20 protein-coding genes are annotated in these 20,657 nt (G+C 55.8%); all 20 read right to left on the reverse strand.

From position 1 onward, the window contains the following. Window positions 1–9: 9 nt before the first annotated feature. Entirely contained in the window at window positions 10–657 is a 648-nt protein-coding gene (locus tag RV045_RS02340; protein ID WP_423234153.1) for an acetyltransferase, read from the reverse strand. Further along, entirely contained in the window at window positions 654–1,262 is a 609-nt protein-coding gene (locus tag RV045_RS02345; RefSeq protein WP_423234154.1) for a sugar transferase, read from the reverse strand. Before RV045_RS02345 ends, RV045_RS02340 begins: the two co-directional genes overlap by 4 nt. A gap of 179 nt (window positions 1,263–1,441) precedes the next feature. After that, window positions 1,442–2,461, reverse strand: a complete 1,020-nt coding sequence (locus RV045_RS02350; RefSeq protein ID WP_423234155.1) for an NAD-dependent epimerase — start codon at window positions 2,459–2,461, stop codon at window positions 1,442–1,444. Window positions 2,462–2,504: 43 nt separating this feature from the next. Next, on the reverse strand, window positions 2,505–3,629 hold the full coding sequence (locus RV045_RS02355) for a glycosyltransferase family 4 protein (RefSeq protein WP_423234156.1): 1,125 nt from the start codon (window positions 3,627–3,629) through the stop codon (window positions 2,505–2,507). A gap of 14 nt (window positions 3,630–3,643) precedes the next feature. After that, window positions 3,644–4,933 (reverse strand): glycosyltransferase, encoded by a 1,290-nt coding sequence (locus RV045_RS02360; protein WP_423234157.1) that lies wholly within the window; start codon window positions 4,931–4,933, stop codon window positions 3,644–3,646. Window positions 4,934–4,942: 9 nt separating this feature from the next. Further along, window positions 4,943–5,863, reverse strand: a complete 921-nt coding sequence (locus RV045_RS02365) for a glycosyltransferase (RefSeq protein WP_423234158.1) — start codon at window positions 5,861–5,863, stop codon at window positions 4,943–4,945. Further along, window positions 5,860–7,197, reverse strand: coding sequence for a type 2 periplasmic-binding domain-containing protein (locus RV045_RS02370; protein WP_423234159.1), 1,338 nt, complete (start codon window positions 7,195–7,197; stop codon window positions 5,860–5,862). Before RV045_RS02370 ends, RV045_RS02365 begins: the two co-directional genes overlap by 4 nt. A 19-nt stretch (window positions 7,198–7,216) precedes the next feature. Continuing rightward, window positions 7,217–8,452 (reverse strand): oligosaccharide flippase family protein, encoded by a 1,236-nt coding sequence (locus tag RV045_RS02375; RefSeq protein ID WP_423234160.1) that lies wholly within the window; start codon window positions 8,450–8,452, stop codon window positions 7,217–7,219. Between the two features lie 103 nt (window positions 8,453–8,555). Further along, a complete protein-coding gene (gene wecB, locus RV045_RS02380) occupies window positions 8,556–9,683 on the reverse strand; it encodes a non-hydrolyzing UDP-N-acetylglucosamine 2-epimerase (RefSeq protein WP_423234161.1) in 1,128 nt (375 codons plus the stop codon). A gap of 3 nt (window positions 9,684–9,686) precedes the next feature. Continuing rightward, on the reverse strand, window positions 9,687–10,868 hold the full coding sequence (locus tag RV045_RS02385) for a nucleotide sugar dehydrogenase (RefSeq protein WP_423234162.1): 1,182 nt from the start codon (window positions 10,866–10,868) through the stop codon (window positions 9,687–9,689). A 63-nt stretch (window positions 10,869–10,931) separates the two neighbouring features. Continuing rightward, window positions 10,932–11,366, reverse strand: a complete 435-nt coding sequence (locus tag RV045_RS02390; protein WP_423234163.1) for a type II toxin-antitoxin system VapC family toxin — start codon at window positions 11,364–11,366, stop codon at window positions 10,932–10,934. Further along, the gene (locus tag RV045_RS02395; RefSeq protein WP_423234164.1) at window positions 11,366–11,614 is read right to left on the reverse strand and encodes a FitA-like ribbon-helix-helix domain-containing protein; all 249 of its coding nucleotides are present in this window, start codon (window positions 11,612–11,614) and stop codon (window positions 11,366–11,368) included. Before RV045_RS02395 ends, RV045_RS02390 begins: the two co-directional genes overlap by 1 nt. 16 nt (window positions 11,615–11,630) lie before the next feature. Next, window positions 11,631–12,347 (reverse strand): tetratricopeptide repeat protein, encoded by a 717-nt coding sequence (locus RV045_RS02400; protein WP_423234165.1) that lies wholly within the window; start codon window positions 12,345–12,347, stop codon window positions 11,631–11,633. Continuing rightward, window positions 12,344–13,081: a tyrosine-protein phosphatase gene (locus RV045_RS02405; protein WP_423234166.1), complete on the reverse strand. Its 738-nt coding sequence runs from the start codon at window positions 13,079–13,081 to the stop codon at window positions 12,344–12,346. The genes RV045_RS02400 and RV045_RS02405 overlap by 4 nt, the downstream gene beginning before the upstream one ends. Before the next feature lie 16 nt (window positions 13,082–13,097). Next, complete coding sequence (locus RV045_RS02410; RefSeq protein ID WP_423234167.1) at window positions 13,098–15,323, reverse strand: GumC family protein; 2,226 nt, start codon at window positions 15,321–15,323, stop codon at window positions 13,098–13,100. 5 nt (window positions 15,324–15,328) lie between these two features. Continuing rightward, window positions 15,329–16,069: a polysaccharide biosynthesis/export family protein gene (locus RV045_RS02415; RefSeq protein WP_423234168.1), complete on the reverse strand. Its 741-nt coding sequence runs from the start codon at window positions 16,067–16,069 to the stop codon at window positions 15,329–15,331. A 15-nt stretch (window positions 16,070–16,084) separates the two neighbouring features. Then, the gene (locus tag RV045_RS02420; RefSeq protein WP_423234169.1) at window positions 16,085–17,377 is read right to left on the reverse strand and encodes an outer membrane beta-barrel protein; all 1,293 of its coding nucleotides are present in this window, start codon (window positions 17,375–17,377) and stop codon (window positions 16,085–16,087) included. A 14-nt stretch (window positions 17,378–17,391) separates the two neighbouring features. Beyond that, complete coding sequence (locus RV045_RS02425) at window positions 17,392–18,885, reverse strand: O-antigen ligase family protein (protein ID WP_423234170.1); 1,494 nt, start codon at window positions 18,883–18,885, stop codon at window positions 17,392–17,394. Window positions 18,886–18,955: 70 nt separating this feature from the next. Further along, complete coding sequence (locus tag RV045_RS02430; protein ID WP_423234171.1) at window positions 18,956–19,525, reverse strand: hypothetical protein; 570 nt, start codon at window positions 19,523–19,525, stop codon at window positions 18,956–18,958. Window positions 19,526–19,689: 164 nt separating this feature from the next. Beyond that, entirely contained in the window at window positions 19,690–20,649 is a 960-nt protein-coding gene (gene trhO / locus RV045_RS02435) for an oxygen-dependent tRNA uridine(34) hydroxylase TrhO (protein ID WP_423234172.1), read from the reverse strand. Window positions 20,650–20,657 lie beyond the last annotated feature (8 nt).

Genomic DNA, 20,657 nt, shown 5'->3' on the forward strand with positions numbered 1-20,657 from the left:
ACCTTCAGACTATCGCGTCAATGGCCGGGCCGGGTTGCCCACCAAAGTGGCACCCGCTGGCACGCTTTTGGTCACCACTGCACCCATGCCGACAACAGCACCACGGCCAATGACCAGTGGCTCGCCGGGTTTGCCCTGCTTGATGATGGCGCCAGTACCAATATAGGCATGATCTTCAATATGAATATTGCCGTTGCATTTCACACCGGGCGCAAAGGTAACGTAATCACCGATCACACAGTCATGCTCAACGTAGCTGTACAGATTGGCATGAAACTGTCGGCCTATACGGATATTGCTGGTCAGGGTCACAAAGGGGCAGAGTATGGCACCTTCGCCAACGTAGACTTCATCCATCTGGACCACATTGGAGGCGCGGACTTCAAAAAACTGCACACCAGCAGCCGCACAGCGTTGCACCAGCGCCTCACGAACTCGGCTGTTGGCGATGGCCAGGCACATGTGTCGGCTGCTGGCCGGGCGCTGCAGCCACGCCGCATAGGTCAGAACGGCATGGCCGTTCAACCGGCTGGCGGGTGGATGATCATCCACAAACACAAGCTCATACGGATCGAGCACTTTCGACCACTGTGCACGAACCAAAGGCATGACGCCTCGACCGCAGCCACTGGCGCCGAAAACAGCAATCTGTTTCATGAGTTCCGCTTCTTCGATTCCGCTCCTGTGAACTGTGACATCGTCGCCTCGCCCGCAGCACTGATGCCATCGCGAACCAGCACCTTTTTCACCGTCAGCCAAAGGATGCGAATATCCAGCACCAGGCTCTGGTTGTCCACGTACCAGACGTCCAGCCGGAACTTGTCTTCCCAGCTGATCGCATTGCGCCCGTTGACCTGCGCCCAACCGGTAATGCCCGGTCGAACCTCGTGGCGACGGGCTTGGTCCTCGCTATACAGCGGCAGGTAAGACATCAGCAGCGGGCGCGGCCCCACCAAGCTCATTTCACCCTTGAGCACATTCCAAAGCTCGGGCAATTCGTCCAGACTGGTAGAGCGCAGAAAGCGGCCAAAAGGCGGAAGGCGCTGTGCATCGGGCAAAAGCACACCGTTTGAATCCCGCTCGTCGGTCATGCTGCGGAACTTCACCATGCGGAAGGGTTTACCATTCAGACCGGGGCGAACCTGAATGAAGAAAATGGGACTGCCGAGATTGCGGCAGATCATAACAACCAGAACCAGCAGCGGGAATACAAGAAGCAGCAGGCCTAAAGCAGAAAAAAATAGATCAAATATGCGCTTCATATAGCAAAGAGGCTACCCAAAATAGCGTAAAAGCAAAAAATAGAAAATTAATACAAGAAAACAGTTAAGGAACCGCGTCAAAGTCAAAAATTTTCCAGCAACAGCAACGCAAAATCCTGATTTATTGGGTGAAACTTACAGGCCGGGGGGAGAGGGGGGGGGGGGATTGGGGTGTTTCCTTAATGAGTAAATTTTGATGATTTGTACTCGGAAAACCACTGCGCCCACCGAGGCAATCCATCAGAAATATTAACTTGAGGGGAAAACCCAACTGCACGAACAAAAGCATCCGTATCAGCAGAGGTAGAAACAACATCTCCGGGCTGCATGGGCTTAAACTCCTTGATAGCAGTTCTTCCAAGCGCAATCTCTAACGAAGAGATGAAATCCAGCAAACGAACCGGCGTGCTGTTGCCAATATTATAAACAGAATATGGAGCATCACTTTCACCAGCGCGCAAATTCAAATCGTCTATCCGCCCAGTACGTCGAGGTATCCGATTCAAAGCAAGAACAGTACCTTGCGCTATATCGTCAATATATGTGAAATCACGCCACATTTCACCATTATTAAATACAGTAATAGGGCGCCCATCTAAGATGGCATCACTAAAAAGCCATGGCGCCATATCAGGACGCCCCCAAGGGCCATAAACAGTAAAATATCGAAGGCCTGTAGTTGGCAGATCGAATAAGTGACTGTACGAATGCGCCATTAATTCGTTAGATTTTTTAGTGGCAGCATACAAGCTGATTGGATGATCAACATTATCAGACACGGAAAAAGGCATCTCACGATTGGCACCATACACACTACTGGAACTAGCATAAACAAGATGACTCACATTGGCCTGTCGACAGACTTCAAGAATGTTAGCAAAACCCACCAAATTACTCGTAACATAGGCACTAGGATTTGAAATTGAATAACGAACACCTGCCTGGGCCGCCAAATGAATGACATAAGTAAACCGCTCAGTCATAAAAAGCGAAGCAAGCAAATCATAATCAGATACATCACCCCTCAAAAAACGAAAATTTGACTGCGGAAGTAGCTGCGCAAGACGCAACCGCTTTAACGCCGGATCATAATAGTCATTTAAATTATCAAAACCAAAAACCTCATCGCCACGCGACAAGAGGATTTGGGCAACATGCATACCAATAAACCCAGCAACACCGCTTATGAAAATCTTCATACCAAATACCCGCAAAACTAAAGAAATAAAGACAAAGCAGCAGTCAACTGATAGCAGTTATTGCCGAAAGCATTGCCGCATTTACCTTCTTAACATCATACTTATTTTCAGCTAGACTTCGTGAAATACGGCCCATTGGCTCAATAATCTCTGGAGATACAATAAATTTAAGCATTGCCTCAACCAGTGAAGTAGTAGACTGAGGAGCAACAAGAAACCCATTTTGACCAGAAAGAACTGTTTCCCGGCAGCCTGGCGTGTTGGTTGTGATAATTGGACGCCCCATAGCCAAAGCCTCAAGAATTGTCCTTGGAGTACCTTCACGATAAAAGGACGGCAGAACGAAAACACTGCTCATGGCGATAGCTGGACGCACGTCAGATAATTTCCCCAGAAACTGAATATATCCTGCAGAAATCCAGCTATCAAGCTCAGGTTGTGAAATGGCATCGGAACCATCATCAATCCACCCAACAAGAAGAAATTTAACTGCAGGATGACTGGCGCGCACTATACGTGCAGCTTCAGCAAAAAATCGAACCCCTTTACCATCAATGAGTCTTGCAATAAGAAGAAAGGTTGTTTCTTTGGGCATTGGCGAAACATGAAATCGATCAATTTCAACACCCGAACCATTGACAACTTGAGAAGCCGAATAATCACTCAGAATTTTCCGTTGACGAAACAACTGTTCGTCATCAGGGTTCTGAAAAAAAGTTAATGAGACTTTTGCCAATGCAAAGGTGTACAGTCCTTGGACGAGACGCTCTAAAGCACCGGGATTTTGGCTTAAAGAAAATGCTTTACCCAGCCCAGTGATTAAAGCAATGCGGCAAGGTACATTTAGCAGCCAAGCGGCTATGGACCCATAGATGACTGGCTTAATTGTGTAGCCAAGAAAAAAATCGGGCCGAACATTTTTTAGTAGAAAAAAAATCGACACGAGTGTTTTTACATCAAGCAAAGGATTTTTCGATCGACGACCCATGGACACGTCATGCACAGTCAGGCCTAGATGCTCAAGCCTCCTTCGAATATCACTATTCAACTGCAAGCCAGGTGCTGCAACATGCACATCAAAACCTTGATTTTGTAATTCAGAAATCAGTGGCAAACGAAAACCGACTAATGATTCAGCAAAACCAGCCAAAATAAAGAATTTTCGCATTTCAGAAGTCTCAATTAAGATCGGATCAGCTCAATGCGTTGCGATAAACGATGCATCAATACAGGCCACGAAAACCTGCTCCGATCAGACACTGGATGCGTCGAGTTATTCGATCCCTCTCCACCCAGAACACTTTTCAAAGCTTCAAGAATAAATTCCGCCTCATTCGGCACAACAACAGCATTTTCGGTCGAATTAACCACATCGACGCTCGGGTCAGCCAAATTAATTTGAGTCATGAAAATTGGGCGATTCGCCCCAATATATTGATAAATTTTCCCAGGAATTTGAATTCCACCCTTATTCCCAAAAAGCAGTAGCCAATCAGCACGACGCATCCAAGCAATACTATCGGCCACCGGAACCCATTCAAGAATATGAAAAAAAGACTCGCATTGGTTGGATTTAATTAGCCGCAAAACCTCTTGATCGGTTTCACCAACTAAAACGATTGCCAGCTTAGATGCCAAAGCAGGGCACTGGCTAGCAAGTTGGCCAACCGCCTCAATAAGTGGTGACGGATCACGCGCCTGAGGGTAAATCCTACCCGCATGAACGAATAAAATTTTTCCGGCAAGGTGACCAGGCCGTCCCCTTAACGGCATTGACTCAAAATCATCCGGATCAAACCCCATGGGAATAATCTCAATACGCTCTTGCAAAAAAGAGTAATGCTGTTCGTAAAGTTCTTTTGTGGGCTCAGTAGTCACAGTCAACAGGTCTGCTGACGAAATCCAGCGCTTTTCTAGCCATTTATCCAAGCGCTTTCTCCATTGAGGGCGCGGCAATTCAACAACGGGATCACCAACCCATGGATCACCATAATCAGCAACCCAAAAAAGAGTTGGAAATCGCTTTTTTATGCGAGCACCTACCCAGTGCATAGAAAAAGGGTATCCATGCGTAATCACAACATCGGGCTTCCATTCAGCAATTATGCTACAGCCAGTCTTAATGAAGGTCGGCACCGAATCAACATGCGGGTCAGGCACAAGAAGACTGATTAGAGGGTTGCTGGATAAGGATTTCTTTGCCAATTGCGCATTCTTGCGATCACCACCGCTGCGGCGGCTTAATGCTCGTCTCAGAATTCCTGCAGGTACTCGCGATATCTGCACCGAACTAGGTACCTTTTTACTCAACTCATCATCAGCGTCAGAAAAGATTGTCAAGAACTCATCGGTATACGTGACAACATGAATTTCGTGACCAAGCCGAGCAAGATATTTGACATAGTTGACAGTTCTGACCGCAGGAGATGCACTCCGCGGAGCAAAATTAGCCGTGATAAGCAATATTTTCATTGTATAACATTAATATTTAATCGAGTCAAACAGACCACGAATGTAACCTCGCGATCGAGAAAACTGGATCAAAGCTGCCAACCCAAGCGCGAAGATAAAATTTTGCAATGTAAATGCGCCTCGCCTAAGTGGCCAACTAACCGCATACAGCGGAATAATCAACAACCATAGTGGCGAAAAAAAGATTGCCGACAAAATACTAGAAAAATAAATAAGTGGAGATGACAGCAAGGACCAAGTTACCCGCCGCGCAAGCCCATCGCCATATGCATATCGATAGAATTGTTTGGCAATGGCTTGCCAGCTACGGCGAACCTCCCAGTGCACAATCGCGTCTGCAGCTATCTCATACCTTGCTCCCGAAGTCAGACACAATTTATTGAAAAGCGTATCCTCACCCCACTGAAGCCATTCGGGATATTTTCCTGCTTTCAACCAAACTGATTTGCGAAACGCAACAGACCGGCTTGAAGGCATAAAATTTCGACCTGGCCTTCTTGCCGTAGTTAAGAGTGCGAGGGCCCTTTGCAAGGGTGAATAAGCTACCGGCAAAAAAAACCCACCAACAAAATCAGCTTTATTTTCTAAAAGTGGCTTTGTAATATTTTTCAACCAAGCCGAATCAATTCGGCAGCCGGCGTCTGTGACAGCAATCAGATCCGAGCATGAATAACCAATCGCCAAATTCCGCCCTTCGGCAATTCCAACTTTCGGATGAATATGAATGTGAAGGTCAATTTGCTGAGCTGCGAATTTACTTTTATACGAAGCCAGCTGAGCCAGCGTACCATCAGTTGAACCAGCATCGACAACTATCATCTCATACGGTTTATATTCGAGATTTATAACATCATCAAGTAGTTGCTGAATATTTTCCTGCTCATTAAAACAGGTCAGTATTAAGGTGATTTTTTTCAAGTCTGAAATCATATGACATTTTTTTGTTGTCGATTTGCAACAACCCAAATACCCCAAATCACCAAAAGCTGCAACTGAAATGCAACAAGCGGAGCTGCAATATTTTGCTCAAGCCCAAGAAGTAAACGAACATAAACCAGCGAAAGAACCAGCAAACCCCAGCCTCCCTTTTTTTGCAATTTCTCATACAAATAATATGTGATTACAACCCAAATCATTGAAAAAACAGCAACACCCACAAGACCAAAATTGAGATATCCATCACCCCAAATTGTTATCGCCCCTTCGGAACGTGTTTGGTAGGTCCAGCCCAAAACATTCTCACCATACCAAGCACCTATTGACACAGTTGGCTTATTTTCCCAAAGAAATCGTGGAATCCACCAGGCAAAGATGGGAATTAAAGTCGAACCCATCCAAAGTTTTTTTGTCAAATCGGGTCTTTCGAGAAGACTACCAAAGTACATAGCCCAGTTCAATCGTCCGCTCACGCCAGGATTAACTGACTCATCGCTCTCACGAGTCGTCGTGTCATGGATAAGCTCAAATGCTTGTGTTGCACCATCAGCAATGGCAGCAACACTCAAATCACTGCCGCGAGCAATGGCAACCTGTACACCAATACGGTAGGAAGTTACTAAGGCAAAACTTACCTGAAGCACAATAACACCAATTATCGCGCCAACTACAAAACCCTTAAGATTTGGCCTAAACCATCCGCGCTGAAAAAATATAATTGCGGCAGGAAACATAACATAAAAAATCGCGATTTTTGACCCGGAAATGAATGCCCAAACTATCTCCAGCAAAAACATTAAATAAATCCACTTCTGGACAGAATGTGCGCGATGGAAAATCAGCCAGCCAAAAAACCCAATCAGACTTAAATTATTAAGCTGCCCTACGAAATTTCCATAGTCCGTAGTTTCAAGCTGAGTAGCCAAAAAAGTGCCCTGCAGCAATCCCACCTGTAATGCAAACACCCGCCAAATCCAGCCTCCAATAAATACAAATAAAAATAAATTTGCTACTGCTGGATCCTGTTGGCTGTCATTGTAAAGAGTACGAAAATCGATTGCAGGCCGTTTAAGCGCGTCAGCTATATCAATTATTAATAAAAAAAAGAAGGCGGCGATCAAAATAATCCATTTTGTTTTTTCATCAAAGCCATCCACCAACGACGAACTTATCAGCGGATAAAAAAGAGTAAAACAAATCAGGATTCTATATGCCAATCTTGGATGAAAAGGATCAATGACAATTCGATTCCATTGCGCACGACAGGCCAAGGCCGCATACACAATACCCACAACCGCAAGTGGCTTTAAAAAAATTGAAGTATCCATTCCCACTCACATTGAAAATTTAAATCGGAATCACATTTTTTTTTCGAAGAAAAAAAAGTATTAACGCAATAACAAGAAACTCAGAAATTATATTTACAACGGCCACACCATGTGCCCCCCAACTTTTCGCAGCAAAGAAAACCGCGAAAAAGTTAAACACCCCGACAAAAATGACTACAGAATTGAACTCTTTGTCCAGCTTCAGAGGCAACATCCACTGGATCCCCAAAACATTTCCAGCCGCAATCAGCGGAAGAATCCAAACCAAAATTGCAAGCACCGAAGAAACCTGCTCATACCCTGCACCAAGAAATAGAAACGTGATTTCTTTTGCAAAAAAACATATAACGACAGAAGACAAAAAGCTCGTTACCAGCAAAACAAAAAGTGTTCGATGCAAAAGCCGAATAGCGCCTCGCATGTCTGACTTAACAAGAAAAGACATTTTTGGATAAATTGCTTGCGATATTGGTGCAATCAAGCTTGAAGCTCCGCGCACCAATTTTTCACTTGCCGCATAAAACCCAGTTATCGCTGGCATAGCAAATAAGCCGAGCAAAAATACATTTGCTACTGTATAAAGACTGATTGCCGCCCGAAATACAAACATTGAAAATCCCTCGACAAGCCCATTCACTCCCGCCACAAAGCTGAAGGGCTTGCGAGTAATACTTTTCCCAGCGATTTTATATGAAATGAGTGAGGCAATAAGTGGACCAGTTGCAAGCAGATACATCACCAAGTCGCCATCATTTGGTGTCGATATGATAAACAACACCATTAACAGCGAGATAGCTTTTCCCAAAATATCAATAATCGTATAGCTTTTTAAGTTTTCAATCCCTTGAAAATACCATGCTGGCGCAACTCCAATTGCAAATGCATAAACAAGCGCGCCTGTGATGGCTTTAAAATTCTCACCCGACATGATAAAGCAGTAAACCAATCCAACACTCGCAAATAAAACCCCCGACAAGATTATTTTTGCGCTATTCACCTGCTGAAAAATATTTGCCATCTCATTCGCATCAGATCGATGGGCTGAAACAGATCTAGTCGCTGACAACGAAAATCCATACTCAATAAATATTGAAGCCAGTAGTGCAAATGACTGATAGATTGCGAAATTACCAAACTCCGCCGTCCCCAGTACTCGAGCCAGATAGGGTATCGCTAACAGAGGGAGAAGATATCCAGAGAGTTTAGTCAAGAACAGAAGAAAAATATTTTTCAGTAAAACACTTTTTATATTCATTTCTTATATGCACCTACCATTTATTTATTTTCGTGATGCGCATAGTGTACAGCAGCTCCTACGGGATATATTTAGCAGCAAGGGATTTTTTAAATCACTAATATCAGACAGCATTGATGTCACTGAGAATCAGTGCGATTCGCCTACATGCAGTACCGTCACCATAGGGATTATGCGCGTGCGCCATGGAGTCGTAAGCCGCTTGATCAGACAACAGCTTTTTTGTTTGCGCTGTGATCTGATGGTTATCTGTACCTACCAAACAAACTGTACCAGCTTCGACGGCCTCAGGCCGTTCTGTCGTATCACGCATGACAAGCACGGGCTTGCCAAAAAAAGGGGCCTCCTCCTGAATCCCACCTGAATCAGTTAGAATAATGTAACAGCGTTTCATTAGGTAAACAAAAGGCAAATAATCGAGCGGCGCAATTAAATGCACGTTGCTGATACCAGATAATATTCGCTGAACAGGTTCTTGAACATTTGGATTCAAATGCACTGGGTAAACAACTTGCACACCAGATTCACTAGCAATATCGCGCAGGGCGTGGCAAATGCTCTCAAATCCAGCCCCAAAATTTTCCCTTCGGTGCCCAGTCACCAGCACAAGCCGCTTTGCAGAATTCAAAAAATCAAACTGAGCGGCTAGAGCCTGCGAAAGGACTGCATCTTCATCCAGCTTTTGGCTGACACCATGCAAAGCATCAATAACCGTGTTACCAGTGATGTGTATCAGCTCGGATGCAATTCCTTCCCGCACCAAGCTATCGCGCGCCTGCACTGTGGGCGCAAAGTGGAGCTGGGCCAGTCGACCGGTAATCTGCCGGTTACCCTCTTCGGGCCATGGGGAGTACAGATTGTGCGTTCGCAGGCCAGCCTCAACATGTGCAATACGTATCTTCTGGTAATACGCGGCTAGGCTGCATCCCAGCGTGGTTGTCGTATCACCGTGGACTAGAACCCAATCAGGCTTGTACTGGGCAAAAACACTTTCCATGCCTTGTAGAATGTTACAGGTGAGCTGTGTTAGCGTCTGCCCCGGTCGCATCAGGTCCAAATCATAATTTGGGGCGATGCCAAACAGCTGAAGCACCTGATCGAGCATCTCGCGGTGTTGCGCTGTTACACAGACCTTCACCTCAAGCTGGTCTGACTTTTGCAGCTCGCGAACCAAGGGTGCCATTTTTATGGCTTCCGGTCGTGTGCCAAAAACGACAAGAATCTTCGTCATTTCCTAGTCTCCACCAAAAAGATCGCGAGTATAGACTTTGCCCGATACATCGGACAGTTCGTCGGTGCGGCGGTTGGCCAGAATAATCTCGGCCTGCTGCTTGAACGCGGCGAGATCGTTGACCACGCGGGATCGGAAAAACTCGGGCTCATCCAGATTGGGCTCGTAAATGATGACTTCGATGCCTTTGCCCTTCAGCCGCTTCATGATGCCCTGGATGCTGGAGGCGCGGAAGTTGTCCGATCCGGCTTTCATCACCAGCCGGTACACGCCCACCACTTTCGGATTCTTTTTGATGATGTCAAAGGCAATAAAGTCTTTGCGCGTGGCATTGGCTTCCACAATGGCGTGAATGAGGTTTTGTGGCACCTCGCGGTAATTGGCCAGCAGCTGTTTGGTGTCCTTGGGCAGGCAATAGCCGCCATAACCAAAGCTGGGGTTGTTGTAATGGCTGCCAATGCGCGGGTCCAGCCCCACACCGTCGATGATCTGGCGCGGGTCCAGCCCGTGCGTGGCAGCGTAGGTGTCCAGTTCGTTGAAAAAGGCCACGCGCATGGCCAGATAGGTGTTGGAAAAGAGCTTGACCGCCTCGGCCTCGGTGCTGCCGGTATACAGCACGTGAATATCGGGCTTGATGGCGCCCTGCTGCAGCAGCGCGGCAAAGCGGCGCGCGCGCCCGCTGTCTTCGCCCACAATGATGCGGGACGGGTACAGGTTGTCGTACAGCGCCCTGCCCTCGCGCAGAAACTCGGGCGAGAAAATAATGTTCACCGCCCGGCCCGTGGCCAGGGTGAAAGCGTCGCGCACTTTTTCGGTATAGCCCACGGGCACGGTCGATTTGATGACCATGACCGCATCGGGCGCTATCGCCAGCACCTGCCGGATGACGGCTTCCACCGATGCGGTATTGAAGTAGTTGGTTTCCGGGTCGTAATCGGTCGGCGTGGCGATGATGACGAAATCGGCGCCTTCAAACGCCTCACGCGCATCCAGCGTGGCTTTCAGATTCAGCGGCTTTTCGGACAGATACGATTCGATCTCGGTGTCTTCAATCGGCGACCGGCGGCGGTTGAGCATGTCCACCTTTTCCGCCACGATATCCAGCGCTACTACCTCGTTGTGCTGGGCCAGAAGAATGGCGTTGGATAGCCCGACATAGCCGGTGCCTGCAATGGCGATTTTCATGGGATCAGAATCAGGGGGTCAGGGTGGAGAGAAGGTGCCGGGTGGCTGGCGTGGGCGACAAACTCATTGCAATTGCCAGGGGTTTATGACCGATAGCCCATCGATGCCCTCAAAATCTTTACTGTTGCGTGTCACCACAGGCATATCGGCGGCGATGGCTGTAGCGGCAATCTGAGCGTCTTCGGTGCTGATCGGTCGTCCGGCCTGCTGGCGGTGCGCCACCAGCAGGGCGTAATGAACGGCAGCACGCGCATCAAAAGTGAGGCAGCGGCCCGCAAAATCAGCCTTGAACATCGCTTCGGCCTGACCCGCCAGACCGCTGCGCCGTTTGCCGAGCGGCATCAGCGCAATCCCCAGAAGGATTTCGCCCTGTGTAATGCTGCTGCAGTACAGGGTCGCGCCCGGCCGAGCTGTCAGCCAGCCCAGCAAAGCCTGCGCGGGCTCGCGGCGCATCAGCTCGGAGAGCACATTGGTGTCCAGCAGGTAAGCAGCCGACATTACGGCTCCAGCTCAGGTGCGGGCCGCGCCGGGCGACGTGGCGGAATGGGCAGATCATCTGCGTCCAGATCGCGGAATCGGCGGTTGATGCGTTCGGCAAAGCTGACTTCGGGCTCGGCGGAGGCGGACAGGGCCTGCTGAAGGATGGAGCGGACCTCCTGCTCCATCGACCAGCCGTTCTGGGCGGCACGCAGGCGCAGACCGGTCTTGATGCTTTCGTCGAGATTGCGGACGGTGATGCTGGGCATGATGGGCTCCCCGGGGCTATTGCGATGATTGCATTGTAATCATCGCAATCGCCTCCGGCGCCAGATCGTACTCCTGGGCGAACTGCTGCAGGCGTTTGAATTCGGCGGCAGGCGCCATGCTGCGGTAAGTTTTGAACCACTCCAGCGCTTCGGGGGGCGCGTTCTCGAAACTGAGCAGCAGCACCTGCGCCATCAGCGCGCGCGAGGCGGGCTCCCAGGGGGCGAAGCGCAGCGCCTGGTGCCAGGCGTGCCACTGCTGGGCGGAGCCCGGGTCCAGCTCGTAAGCCACCAGGGCGAGGTTGGCCCAGGTGACGCCGTGCTGCGGGCGCAGCTGCAGGCTGCGCAGCAGCGTGGTCAGGGCGCTCTGGTAGAGGCTGCGGCGGGCTTCGGTATCGCCCTCGTCGTCGCTGTCCGGGTCGTACTGGCTGCCCTGCAGCATGTACAGGCTGGCCAGGTCGTCATACAGGCTGGCGTCGTCAGGGGTGATGGCCTGTGCCTGCTGCAGCAGCTTTTCGGCGGCCAGGAACTGGTCGGCCGTCCAGGGCCTGCCCTGGCTCCACGACACGATGGCGGCACGGGCCGGACGGGCGCGGGTGTCGGCCTGCCACAGCGCCCAGGCCAGTTGCAGCGCCCAGGCGGACACCAGCACCACAGCGGCCACACCCGCCCAGTAAACGCCCTGCTGCCACAGGGGCAAAGCGGGATCGGGCTGTCGGCGGCTGCGGCGGCTCATGCCACCGGCTGGAGCAGCGCCAGCCCCATGTAGCGTGCCGGGTTGGATTCGGTCAGCAGCGTGGCGTAATCGTCATCGACCAGAAGGCTGAGCAGCTCACGCGCCGCCGTCATGCGTGGCGGGCGGCCGCGCAGGTTGTGCGCATCGCTGGCCACGGCGTCCACCCAGTTGTGGTCCAGCAGTGCCCGGCTGCAGGCCAGTGCAGCGCTGCCAAATTCGCCGATCACTGAAGCGGCGGTGATCTGGACCAGACACCCGGCCTCGACAAAGGGGCGCAGGCGCTCGGGGTCGGCCATGATGCCTTTGTTGCGCTCCGGGTGGACGATGATGGGGCGCCAGCCCTGCTGCAGCAGCGCGTTCACCGCCGTCAGCGCACCGGGCGGGACGCCCGCGTCGGGCAGCTCCAGCAGCAGGTGCTTCCAGCCTTTGTGCGTGCCCAAAGCGACGATCTCGCCGCGCGCGACCAGTTCCAGCGCCTCGGGGTGCAGGCGGGTTTCGGTGACAGGCTGCAGCGTCAGGGGGATGTTTTCAAAGGCCAGCGTGGCCGCGAAGGCCGTGCACGCCTGGCGGATGGCCGCAGCGCGGTTGTCAAATACGCCCGGCGTCCAGTGGACGGTGGCGGCCACATGGCGCACGCCGTCGTCCACCAGCGAACGCGCCAGGTCCAGCGCCTCGGTGGCGGTGCGCGGACCGTCGTCCAGACCAGGCAGCAGATGGCAGTGGATGTCGTTCACGCGCCCTCCCCGGTCCTCAGGCCTTGCCAGCGGTGTAGTAGCCGGTGTCCTTGCTGCCGTAATGGCCGTAGCCGGAATACTCGCCGTAGTACTTGTGCGCACCCTTGAAATCCACGCCCGTCAGCACGGTGCCCAGGATGCGGCCCCCGGCGCGCTGGATCTTGGTGATGCCCCGGCGGGCGATCTGGTAAGGCGTGCTTTGCGCGCGCACCACGAACAGCGTGTTGGTGACCAGCGCCGACAGCACCATGGAATCGCTGACCAGCTCGACGGGCGGCGAATCGATGATGATAACGCCGTACTTTTCAGACAGCTTCTGCAGCGTGTCAGAGAAGCGCTGCGACAGCAGCAGCTCGGTCGGGTTCGGCGGAATCACGCCGCAGGGCAGCACGTCCAGCTGCGTGTCATCGACGCGGTGGATGGCCTGCGACATGTCACAGCTGCCCGCCACCAGTTGCGACAGGCCCTGCGCGCCCGGCGCAAGGCCGAAACTGCGCGCCACCTGAGGGCGACGCATGTCGGCATCAACCAGCAGCGTGGGCTGGGTCTGGGCGTGAGCCAGCGCCAGGTTGGCGGCCATGGAGCTCTTGCCCTCGCCCGCGATCGCGGAAGTCACCAGGAAAATCTTGCGCGGCAGATCGACGTTGCTCAGCATCAGGCTGGCGCGCGCCGTGCGCACCGCTTCGGCATAGAGCGAATCCGACTTGGTCGTGACCATGTTCATGATGCTCTTGCGATCGGCGTTGCCCAGCAGCGGCAGCGCCGTCAGCGCCGGCAGACCCAGGCGGCTTTCGGCATCGTTCGTTCCTTTGAGGGTGTTGTCCAGCTTGTCGAGCAGCAGCGCGATCAGCGCGCCCAGGAAAAGGCCCAGCACCAGGGTGATGGCCACGATCTGCGCTTTTTTCGGCTTGAAAGGCGTGATCGGCGCCACGGCCACGTCGATGACGCGGGCGATGGTCTGCTGCATGTTCTCGGACAGGTTGGTCTCGCGGGCGCGCTGCAGGAAAGTGTCGTAGAGCTGGCGTGTGCTCTGCACATTGCGCTCCAGCGTGTCCATCTGCGGCGCGGCGCGGTTCACGGCGGCGACGGTGGCACGCTCGGCGGCCAGGCGGCTTTCCAGGGCGCGCACGGTGGCCGCAGCGCTCTCGTAATCGCGCTCCAGGCTGGACGCCACGGACGCCATCTGGCGCTGGGTGTTGGCCTTGGCCACTTCCAGCTCGGCATTGGCGGCGACCATCAGCGGGTGCTCGTAACCGTAGCGCTGCGACAGCTGGCTCACCTTGAGCTCAACCTGCGACTGGCGGTTCAGCGCCTCCAGCACCTGCGGGTGACGGGCCACGGCCGGGATGCTGCTGTAATTGCCCTTGGCCGCCTTGATCTGCTGGTAGGCGGTTTCGGTCTCGGAGCGGCGCACCTGCGCGGCGGTCAGCTGCTGGCTCAGGTTGTTGATGCCCTGCTGCGCGATGGCGTCGGACGCACCGCCCACCTTGACGATGTTGTTGCGTTCGCGGTACTGCTGCAGCGCGGCTTCGGCGGCCGACACGTTGCGTCGCAGTCCTTCCAGCTTGTCCTGCAGGTAGTCGGTGGCTTCCTGGGTGATCTTGAAGCGCGCATCTCGGTTGCTGGCGATGTAGGCCGCCGCGACCGCATTGGCCACCTCGGCCGACAGCTCGGCGCTCTCGGAGGTGTAGCTGATGCGGATGATCTGGCTGAGGCGCACGGGCTCGACGTCCAGATTTTCCGTCAGGACTTTGGCAGCAGCTTCTTCCAGCAGAGGCTCGGTCCAGGTGACGGCGGGCGGACGCAGGCCCACCCAGCCCTGCAATGTAGCCAGCGTGCCCTCGGGCGCCTGGCGCGGATCGAATTCGGCGTTGTCGTAGAGCTTGAGCTGGCGCACCACGCGCAGCGCCACGTCGCGCGATTTGAGGATCTCGGCCTGCGTCTGGAAGTACTCGCGCGATTGCGACACCCCGGAGTAGACCTCCTCCACCGACAGCACCTTGGCCGTGCTGCTTTCGATCAGCAGGGACGCGGTGGCGCGGTACAGCGGCGTCATCGCCAGGGTGATGGCGCCCGCGACCACCGCCAACGTCAGCGCCAGCGCCAGGATGGCCCATTTGCGCCGGGAGACAATCTTCCACAGGTCCAGCAGGCCCGCGGCCAGCGGGTCGGACTGCAGCAGACGGGGAGCGCCGGAGTTGGCCGGTGCAGCGAGAGGGGTCTGGGGGTTTACAGCGTGCATGAAATTCAGAAAAAGCTTTCTTCAACCGTGATGATGTCGCCCGGGTAGATCGGGGCGTCCAGACCGACCTTGACCTGCTGGTGCTGCGTGTCGGACGCGCGCTGGATGAACAGCTTGCTCATCGAGGCCCGGTCCTTGAAACCCCCGGCCAGCGACGCGGCCGAACGCAGGGTCAGGCCCGGCTGGAAGGGGTAACCGCCCGGCTTTTCAACCATGCCGTTGATGAAAAACGGCCGGTATTCGTCCACAAAAACCGACACGCGCGGGTTGACCAGGATGCGGCCCTTGAGCGCCTTGGTGACCATGCGCTCCACATCGCCCAGTGTCTGGCCGCGCACGTCCAGCTCGCCCACAGCGGGCACCGAGATGGTGCCGCCGTCGGTCAGGCGGATTTTTTCGCGCGACAGGTCATCCTCGCCAAAAACGCGGATGGTGATGACGTCGCCCGGGCCCAGGCGGTAGTCCGACAGGTTGATGGGGGCCACAGCGCCCGGCGCGACCGGCATGGGCAGGGGTAAGGGGGCCACTGCTGTGCTGGAGGACGCGCCCGACGACGTGACAGGGGCCGCGATGGCCGCGCTCATGCTGGCATTGGCCGCAGCCGCTTCGCTGCGCACCGGGGGAGAGCCCAGCTTCGGGTTGAAGACGCCTTGGGCCGAGGCCACCCCGATTCCCAGCAGCAGCCCGGCGGCCATCACGGCCCCCTGGCGCACCCAGGTTTTCACTCTCTGTCGACTGCTCATCATCACGTGTTTCTCTCCTTACAGGCCCATGCTGGCGGTGAAGTACAGCAGGTTACGCGAGTAGTTGGCCGCGCGCACAGTGGGGACAGCCGTCGCATTGCTGGTGCTGCTGGTCAGGTGCTCGAAGTTGGCGCCCAGACGCAGCCAGCGGCGGAAGTCGTAGCTCACGCCCAGACGCACGGTCTTGCTGTCGTCGGTGCGGCTGGTGCCTTCGTAATCGCTGCGGCCATAGCCGACCGAAGCGATGCTGCTGATCCAGGGACGCCACTGGTGCGTCCACGCCAGGCCCAGGCCCGTGCCGTTGGTGCCCGTGTTCACACCGGCGCCCGCGTCGGTGCCCGAGCGCGAAGCCGTCAGGTCAAACTGCGTGCGCTCGATGGGCTTCCAGGTCAGCCCGCCTTCGTAGGTCAGACCCTTGTAGCGCGAACGGGCGCTGTCTTTGTAGTTCTTGATCTCGTAACCGGCCAGAATGCGGCCCGACAGCGCGTCGGAGGCGTCCCAGTCGACACCGGCCAGCAGCTTGTGGTCGGTGTTGTCCAGGCTGGGCGTCAGATCGTTGATGTAGTTGGTGCCCGTGACGCGGTACTCGCCCACCAGGCGGGTTTTGGGGCCCACGCGATAGAACACGCGGCCGGCGGCTTTCAGCGCGTTGAAATCGGCGGTGCGCGTGTCAGCGCGGTTGTTGCTGTAGCGGCGGCCCTGATAGCCCAGTTCGCCTTCCAGGTTGATCAGCGCATCCTGCGCGCCATAGCGGTACACGCCACCCAGCACGGCCTGGTTCCACAGATCGGTGGTCGAGCCGGTGGCGGTCGGGCGGGCCGCATCCGCACCGCGCTGCAGGCCCGCGCGCCAGGTCAGGCCGTTGCGGGCATCCAGCGGGTGCGTACCAGTCGCAGCCAGTTCAGCCGTGGTGGTGTTCTGCGTGCCCGAGGCGCCATACAGGTTGGTTGTGGCGCGCAGGCCGATGTCCACACGCTGGTCGCGGTAAGGAATCGACACGGTCACTTCCGGCGAAATCGTCAGGAAGTTGCTCGAGCGCTTGCCGTTCTCCACCAGATCGACGTTGTCGTTCACACCGGCGCCCAGGGTGATGCTGGGGGTGATGAAAAAGCCGTTGTAATTGATGGCGCGCGGGGCGTACACCTGGCCGACCGGAACACCGCTGGCGCCCTGGATCTGCGCCTGGCTGGCGGCACCCACCGACAGGGTTTCCGCCGACTGGGCCAGCACTGTGGCGCTGGAGAACAGCAGCATGCCGGCACTCACCCCCTGAAGGGCAACGAAGGGTATCGAGCGTGAAGTCTTTTTCATGGCCTTGGGTCCTGTTATGACGTTGTTGTATCGAGGTGTTTTACGGAAACGGAAGCGGAACTGGATGCAGGAATGAGACGGCAGGCCCACAGCGTGGCCAACAGGGCCAGCAGCATCAGCACGTTGGCGGGGATATAGAGGTTGAAATCGACCGTGCTGTGGACCACCACCGCGACGATGGCCATCAGTGCGCCCACGGACATCGCCTGACCGAAACGCGAACGGCCCCACACAAGCAGCCGGAAGGCCTGGATTGTGCTGCCCAGCACAATCACCCCGATCAGGCCCAGGCCAACGACGCCCATGTCGGCGGCAATTTCTGCGTAATCGTTGTGCGCGTGGTCAAAATAAGAGACAACTGTGGTCGGTTTCCAGGGCGGGAAAGCGGTGTAGTAGGTGCCTGCTCCCGTGCCGAACCAGGGGCGAACCCGGATCATGTCCACCGTGTAGCGGCCTGGCTCGGTGCGATCCTCCAGCGTGTTGCCTGAAGTCACGACAGCGCCTGCCATTCCAGACTCGCCTGCAGCAACCTCACGGCTGATGGTCGTTGCTTCGATCCGGTCAATCAGCTGTTCCACCCCCACCCACTGCCCGATCACGACCACATCCACCAGCACCAGGCTGGCTGTGAGGATCAGCGCCGAGCGCCGCCAGGCCGCAAAACGCCAGGCGCACAGCACACCGGCCACACCCAGGGCCACCATGAAGGCGGTGTTGCCCATGCGACTGCGCGTCATCACCAGCGCAATCACCATCAGCAGCAGCAGCAGACGGATGATCATGCGCGGCGAGAGCAGAAACTTCAGCGCAGCAGCCAGCACATCCTGCCAGCGGCGCAGCGGTGCGCCGGGCGGCTGGCGCAGCAGCGCGTCCAGCATCAGCGCCATGCCCACAGCCAGCGCCAGGTAGAGATAACCCGCCAGATTGTTGGGGCTGACGTAAGTGCCTATGGCCCGCACCCCGTGGTGGATGGACATGTCCATAAAGGTGTACTGCGCCCGCAACGACCACAGCACAATCGCCAGCAGAGCCTGCAGCACCCCGGCCGCCAGCCAGATGCGCAGGGCGTTGCGCAGTCGGTCACTGGCCTGCCCCAGCACCACCAGGCACACAAACACGGCCAGATAAACGATGGAACACAGCAGCATCAGCAGCGACTGGTGAGCGTCCAGCGAGCCCAGCGGCAGACCGCTCTCACCCAGCAGCCCAGCCGGGCCGCGCAACACCTGTCCGGCCTGCAATGCCAGCAGCGCAGTCCAGGCCAGCAGGATCCAGCGTGCAGGCCCCAGACGCTGGCGCAGCGTGGACAGGGCCCGGGCAGGCCCCCCCAGCGACACCAGGCCCAGAAGCAGCAGAGGCAGCTGCAGCGCCAGCAGTAAAGCGATGGCCGAGGTGCGATTGCTGCCCAGCGGAATGGGCGACCAGGCCACGACCAGTGCTGTGCCATAAAAGGCAATAGCGCTGATGCGGTTCAGGCGATGCTCTTGGGGTTCAGAAACAGATTGCACAGGCGCACCCGACCGTCACCTCTGCAAGGCAGAGGTGACAGAGTGGATCAGCAACGATCAGTGGGGACGATCAGTTGGGCGAAGCGACACCCACACCACCGCCACCGCCGCCAAAGGACGGGGCCGACGTGAAGGTGGCCGGAGCAAAGGACGGTGCCGCGAAGGCGGGAGCACCGCCCGCAGCCGGACCGGCTGCCGTGGGTTCCAGCACTTTGGTCAGATCGCCTTCGGGGAGCTTCTCGGTGGAAGCCACAGGAGGCAGTGCCGTACCGCCAGCAGGCGCTGCGGCCCCCGTGCCGCCCGTGCCATTGCCCGCACCAGTACCGCCACCTTGCGCAACGGGCTTGGAAGCCGGCTCGTTATCCGGCATATCACAGACATCCATCTGCGGTTTGCGGCTGATGCGCTTCAGGCCTTTGGCGTACTTGCCAGGACGCTTGGCCTTGGCACGCTTGAGCTTGGCCCCCGGCTTGGCCTTCATCTTGGCCGTGCTGGTCAGGTTGATCCTGCAGAAATCACTGGTGCCCTGGGCAGCAGCGGTCTGGCCCGCCGCGGGTTTGACAGCGGGAGTCGTCTGCGCTGTCACGGTCATGGCGCTCAGCGCCAGCATCAATCCCAGGGCAACTGCGGTCTTTTTCATGGTCCACCTGTTTTAAAAATAACTCAAACACAATTCAAAGTTATCAGGAAATCAGCCTGCATATTGATTTCTTTCACCTGCGCATTGTAACGACATGAGTTCCACGAAGAAAGCCGCCTTTTCCCTGGCTTTTCGTGTTTTCTCGCAGAAACAACAGGCGTGGGTCAGACCTCACGCAACAGGCCAGGAGCACCCACATGGCGCTGACCACGCTGGCGGGCCAGTTCGACCTGGCGCTGGCGCTGGGCCAGGCGCTCGAGCTGCTGCGGGCTGTGGCTGCCGTGGCAGTGCGGGCAGCTCAGGCCCTCGGTGTAGAGCGGCGAGCGCAGGTCGGCTTCGCCCAGCGGCCAGCGGCAGGCGCGGCACAGCTGGTGGCCATCGGGCTTCAGACCGTGGCCCACACTCACACGCTCGTCAAAGACAAAACAGCCGCCCTGCCACAGGCTGCCTGTTTCCGGCTGCTCTTCGAGATACTTCAAAATGCCACCTTCCAGGTGATACACCCGGGTATACCCCCGCTGGCGCATCAGGGCGGTGGATTTCTCGCAGCGGATACCGCCGGTGCAGAACATGGCAATCGGGCGCTGGCGCGCGGATTCGCCCTGCAGTTCGGGCTGGGCGTCCAGCCAGGCGGGCAGATCGGTGAAAGTGCGAATGCCGGGGTTGATGGCGTCCTTGAAGGTGCCGATTTTCACCTCGTAATCGTTGCGGGTGTCGATCAGCAGCACATCCGGATCGGCCAGCAGCGCGTTCCAGTCCTGTGGGCGCACGTATTCGCCCACATGACGCGCCGGATCCAATCCGGGCACGCGCAGGGTCACGATTTCGGCCTTGAGCTTGATTTTCAGCCGGTAAAACGGCGGCGTCTCGGCCCACGCTTCCTTGTGGGTCAGCGCAGACAGCGCCGGATGCTGGCGGATGCGCGCCAGCACCGCGCGCACGCCCGCTTCGGGCCCGGCGATGGTGCCGTTGATGCCCTCGGGCGCCAGCAGCAAGGTGCCGCGCACACCACCTGCCATCGCCACGTCCAGCAGAGGCTGGCGCAGCGCGGCAAAGTCGGGCAGATCAGCGAAACGGTAAAGCGCGGCTGTCAGCCAGCGCGGAGGTGACTGCAGCGGCGCCATCGGGTTCA

Origin of the sequence: Amphibiibacter pelophylacis, from assembly GCF_037688875.1 — a bacterium.
Lineage (GTDB): Bacteria > Pseudomonadota > Gammaproteobacteria > Burkholderiales > Burkholderiaceae_C > Amphibiibacter > Amphibiibacter pelophylacis.

Bases quoted from the DNA above. Each gene is read 5' to 3' on its own strand.
- RV045_RS02340 (WP_423234153.1), bottom strand. From the start codon at position 657: ATGAAACAGATTGCTGTTTTCGGCGCCAGTGGCTGCGGTCGAGGCGTC.
- RV045_RS02345 (WP_423234154.1), bottom strand. From the start codon at position 1,262: ATGAAGCGCATATTTGATCTATTTTTTTCTGCTTTAGGCCTGCTGCTT.
- RV045_RS02350 (WP_423234155.1), bottom strand. From the start codon at position 2,461: ATGAAGATTTTCATAAGCGGTGTTGCTGGGTTTATTGGTATGCATGTT.
- RV045_RS02355 (WP_423234156.1), bottom strand. From the start codon at position 3,629: ATGCGAAAATTCTTTATTTTGGCTGGTTTTGCTGAATCATTAGTCGGT.
- RV045_RS02360 (WP_423234157.1), bottom strand. From the start codon at position 4,933: ATGAAAATATTGCTTATCACGGCTAATTTTGCTCCGCGGAGTGCATCT.
- RV045_RS02365 (WP_423234158.1), bottom strand. From the start codon at position 5,863: ATGATTTCAGACTTGAAAAAAATCACCTTAATACTGACCTGTTTTAAT.
- RV045_RS02370 (WP_423234159.1), bottom strand. From the start codon at position 7,197: ATGGATACTTCAATTTTTTTAAAGCCACTTGCGGTTGTGGGTATTGTG.
- RV045_RS02375 (WP_423234160.1), bottom strand. From the start codon at position 8,452: ATGAATATAAAAAGTGTTTTACTGAAAAATATTTTTCTTCTGTTCTTG.
- wecB (WP_423234161.1), bottom strand. From the start codon at position 9,683: ATGACGAAGATTCTTGTCGTTTTTGGCACACGACCGGAAGCCATAAAA.
- RV045_RS02385 (WP_423234162.1), bottom strand. From the start codon at position 10,868: ATGAAAATCGCCATTGCAGGCACCGGCTATGTCGGGCTATCCAACGCC.
- RV045_RS02390 (WP_423234163.1), bottom strand. From the start codon at position 11,366: ATGTCGGCTGCTTACCTGCTGGACACCAATGTGCTCTCCGAGCTGATG.
- RV045_RS02395 (WP_423234164.1), bottom strand. From the start codon at position 11,614: ATGCCCAGCATCACCGTCCGCAATCTCGACGAAAGCATCAAGACCGGT.
- RV045_RS02400 (WP_423234165.1), bottom strand. From the start codon at position 12,347: ATGAGCCGCCGCAGCCGCCGACAGCCCGATCCCGCTTTGCCCCTGTGG.
- RV045_RS02410 (WP_423234167.1), bottom strand. From the start codon at position 15,323: ATGCACGCTGTAAACCCCCAGACCCCTCTCGCTGCACCGGCCAACTCC.
- RV045_RS02415 (WP_423234168.1), bottom strand. From the start codon at position 16,069: ATGATGAGCAGTCGACAGAGAGTGAAAACCTGGGTGCGCCAGGGGGCC.
- RV045_RS02420 (WP_423234169.1), bottom strand. From the start codon at position 17,377: ATGAAAAAGACTTCACGCTCGATACCCTTCGTTGCCCTTCAGGGGGTG.
- RV045_RS02430 (WP_423234171.1), bottom strand. From the start codon at position 19,525: ATGAAAAAGACCGCAGTTGCCCTGGGATTGATGCTGGCGCTGAGCGCC.
- trhO (WP_423234172.1), bottom strand. From the start codon at position 20,649: ATGGCGCCGCTGCAGTCACCTCCGCGCTGGCTGACAGCCGCGCTTTAC.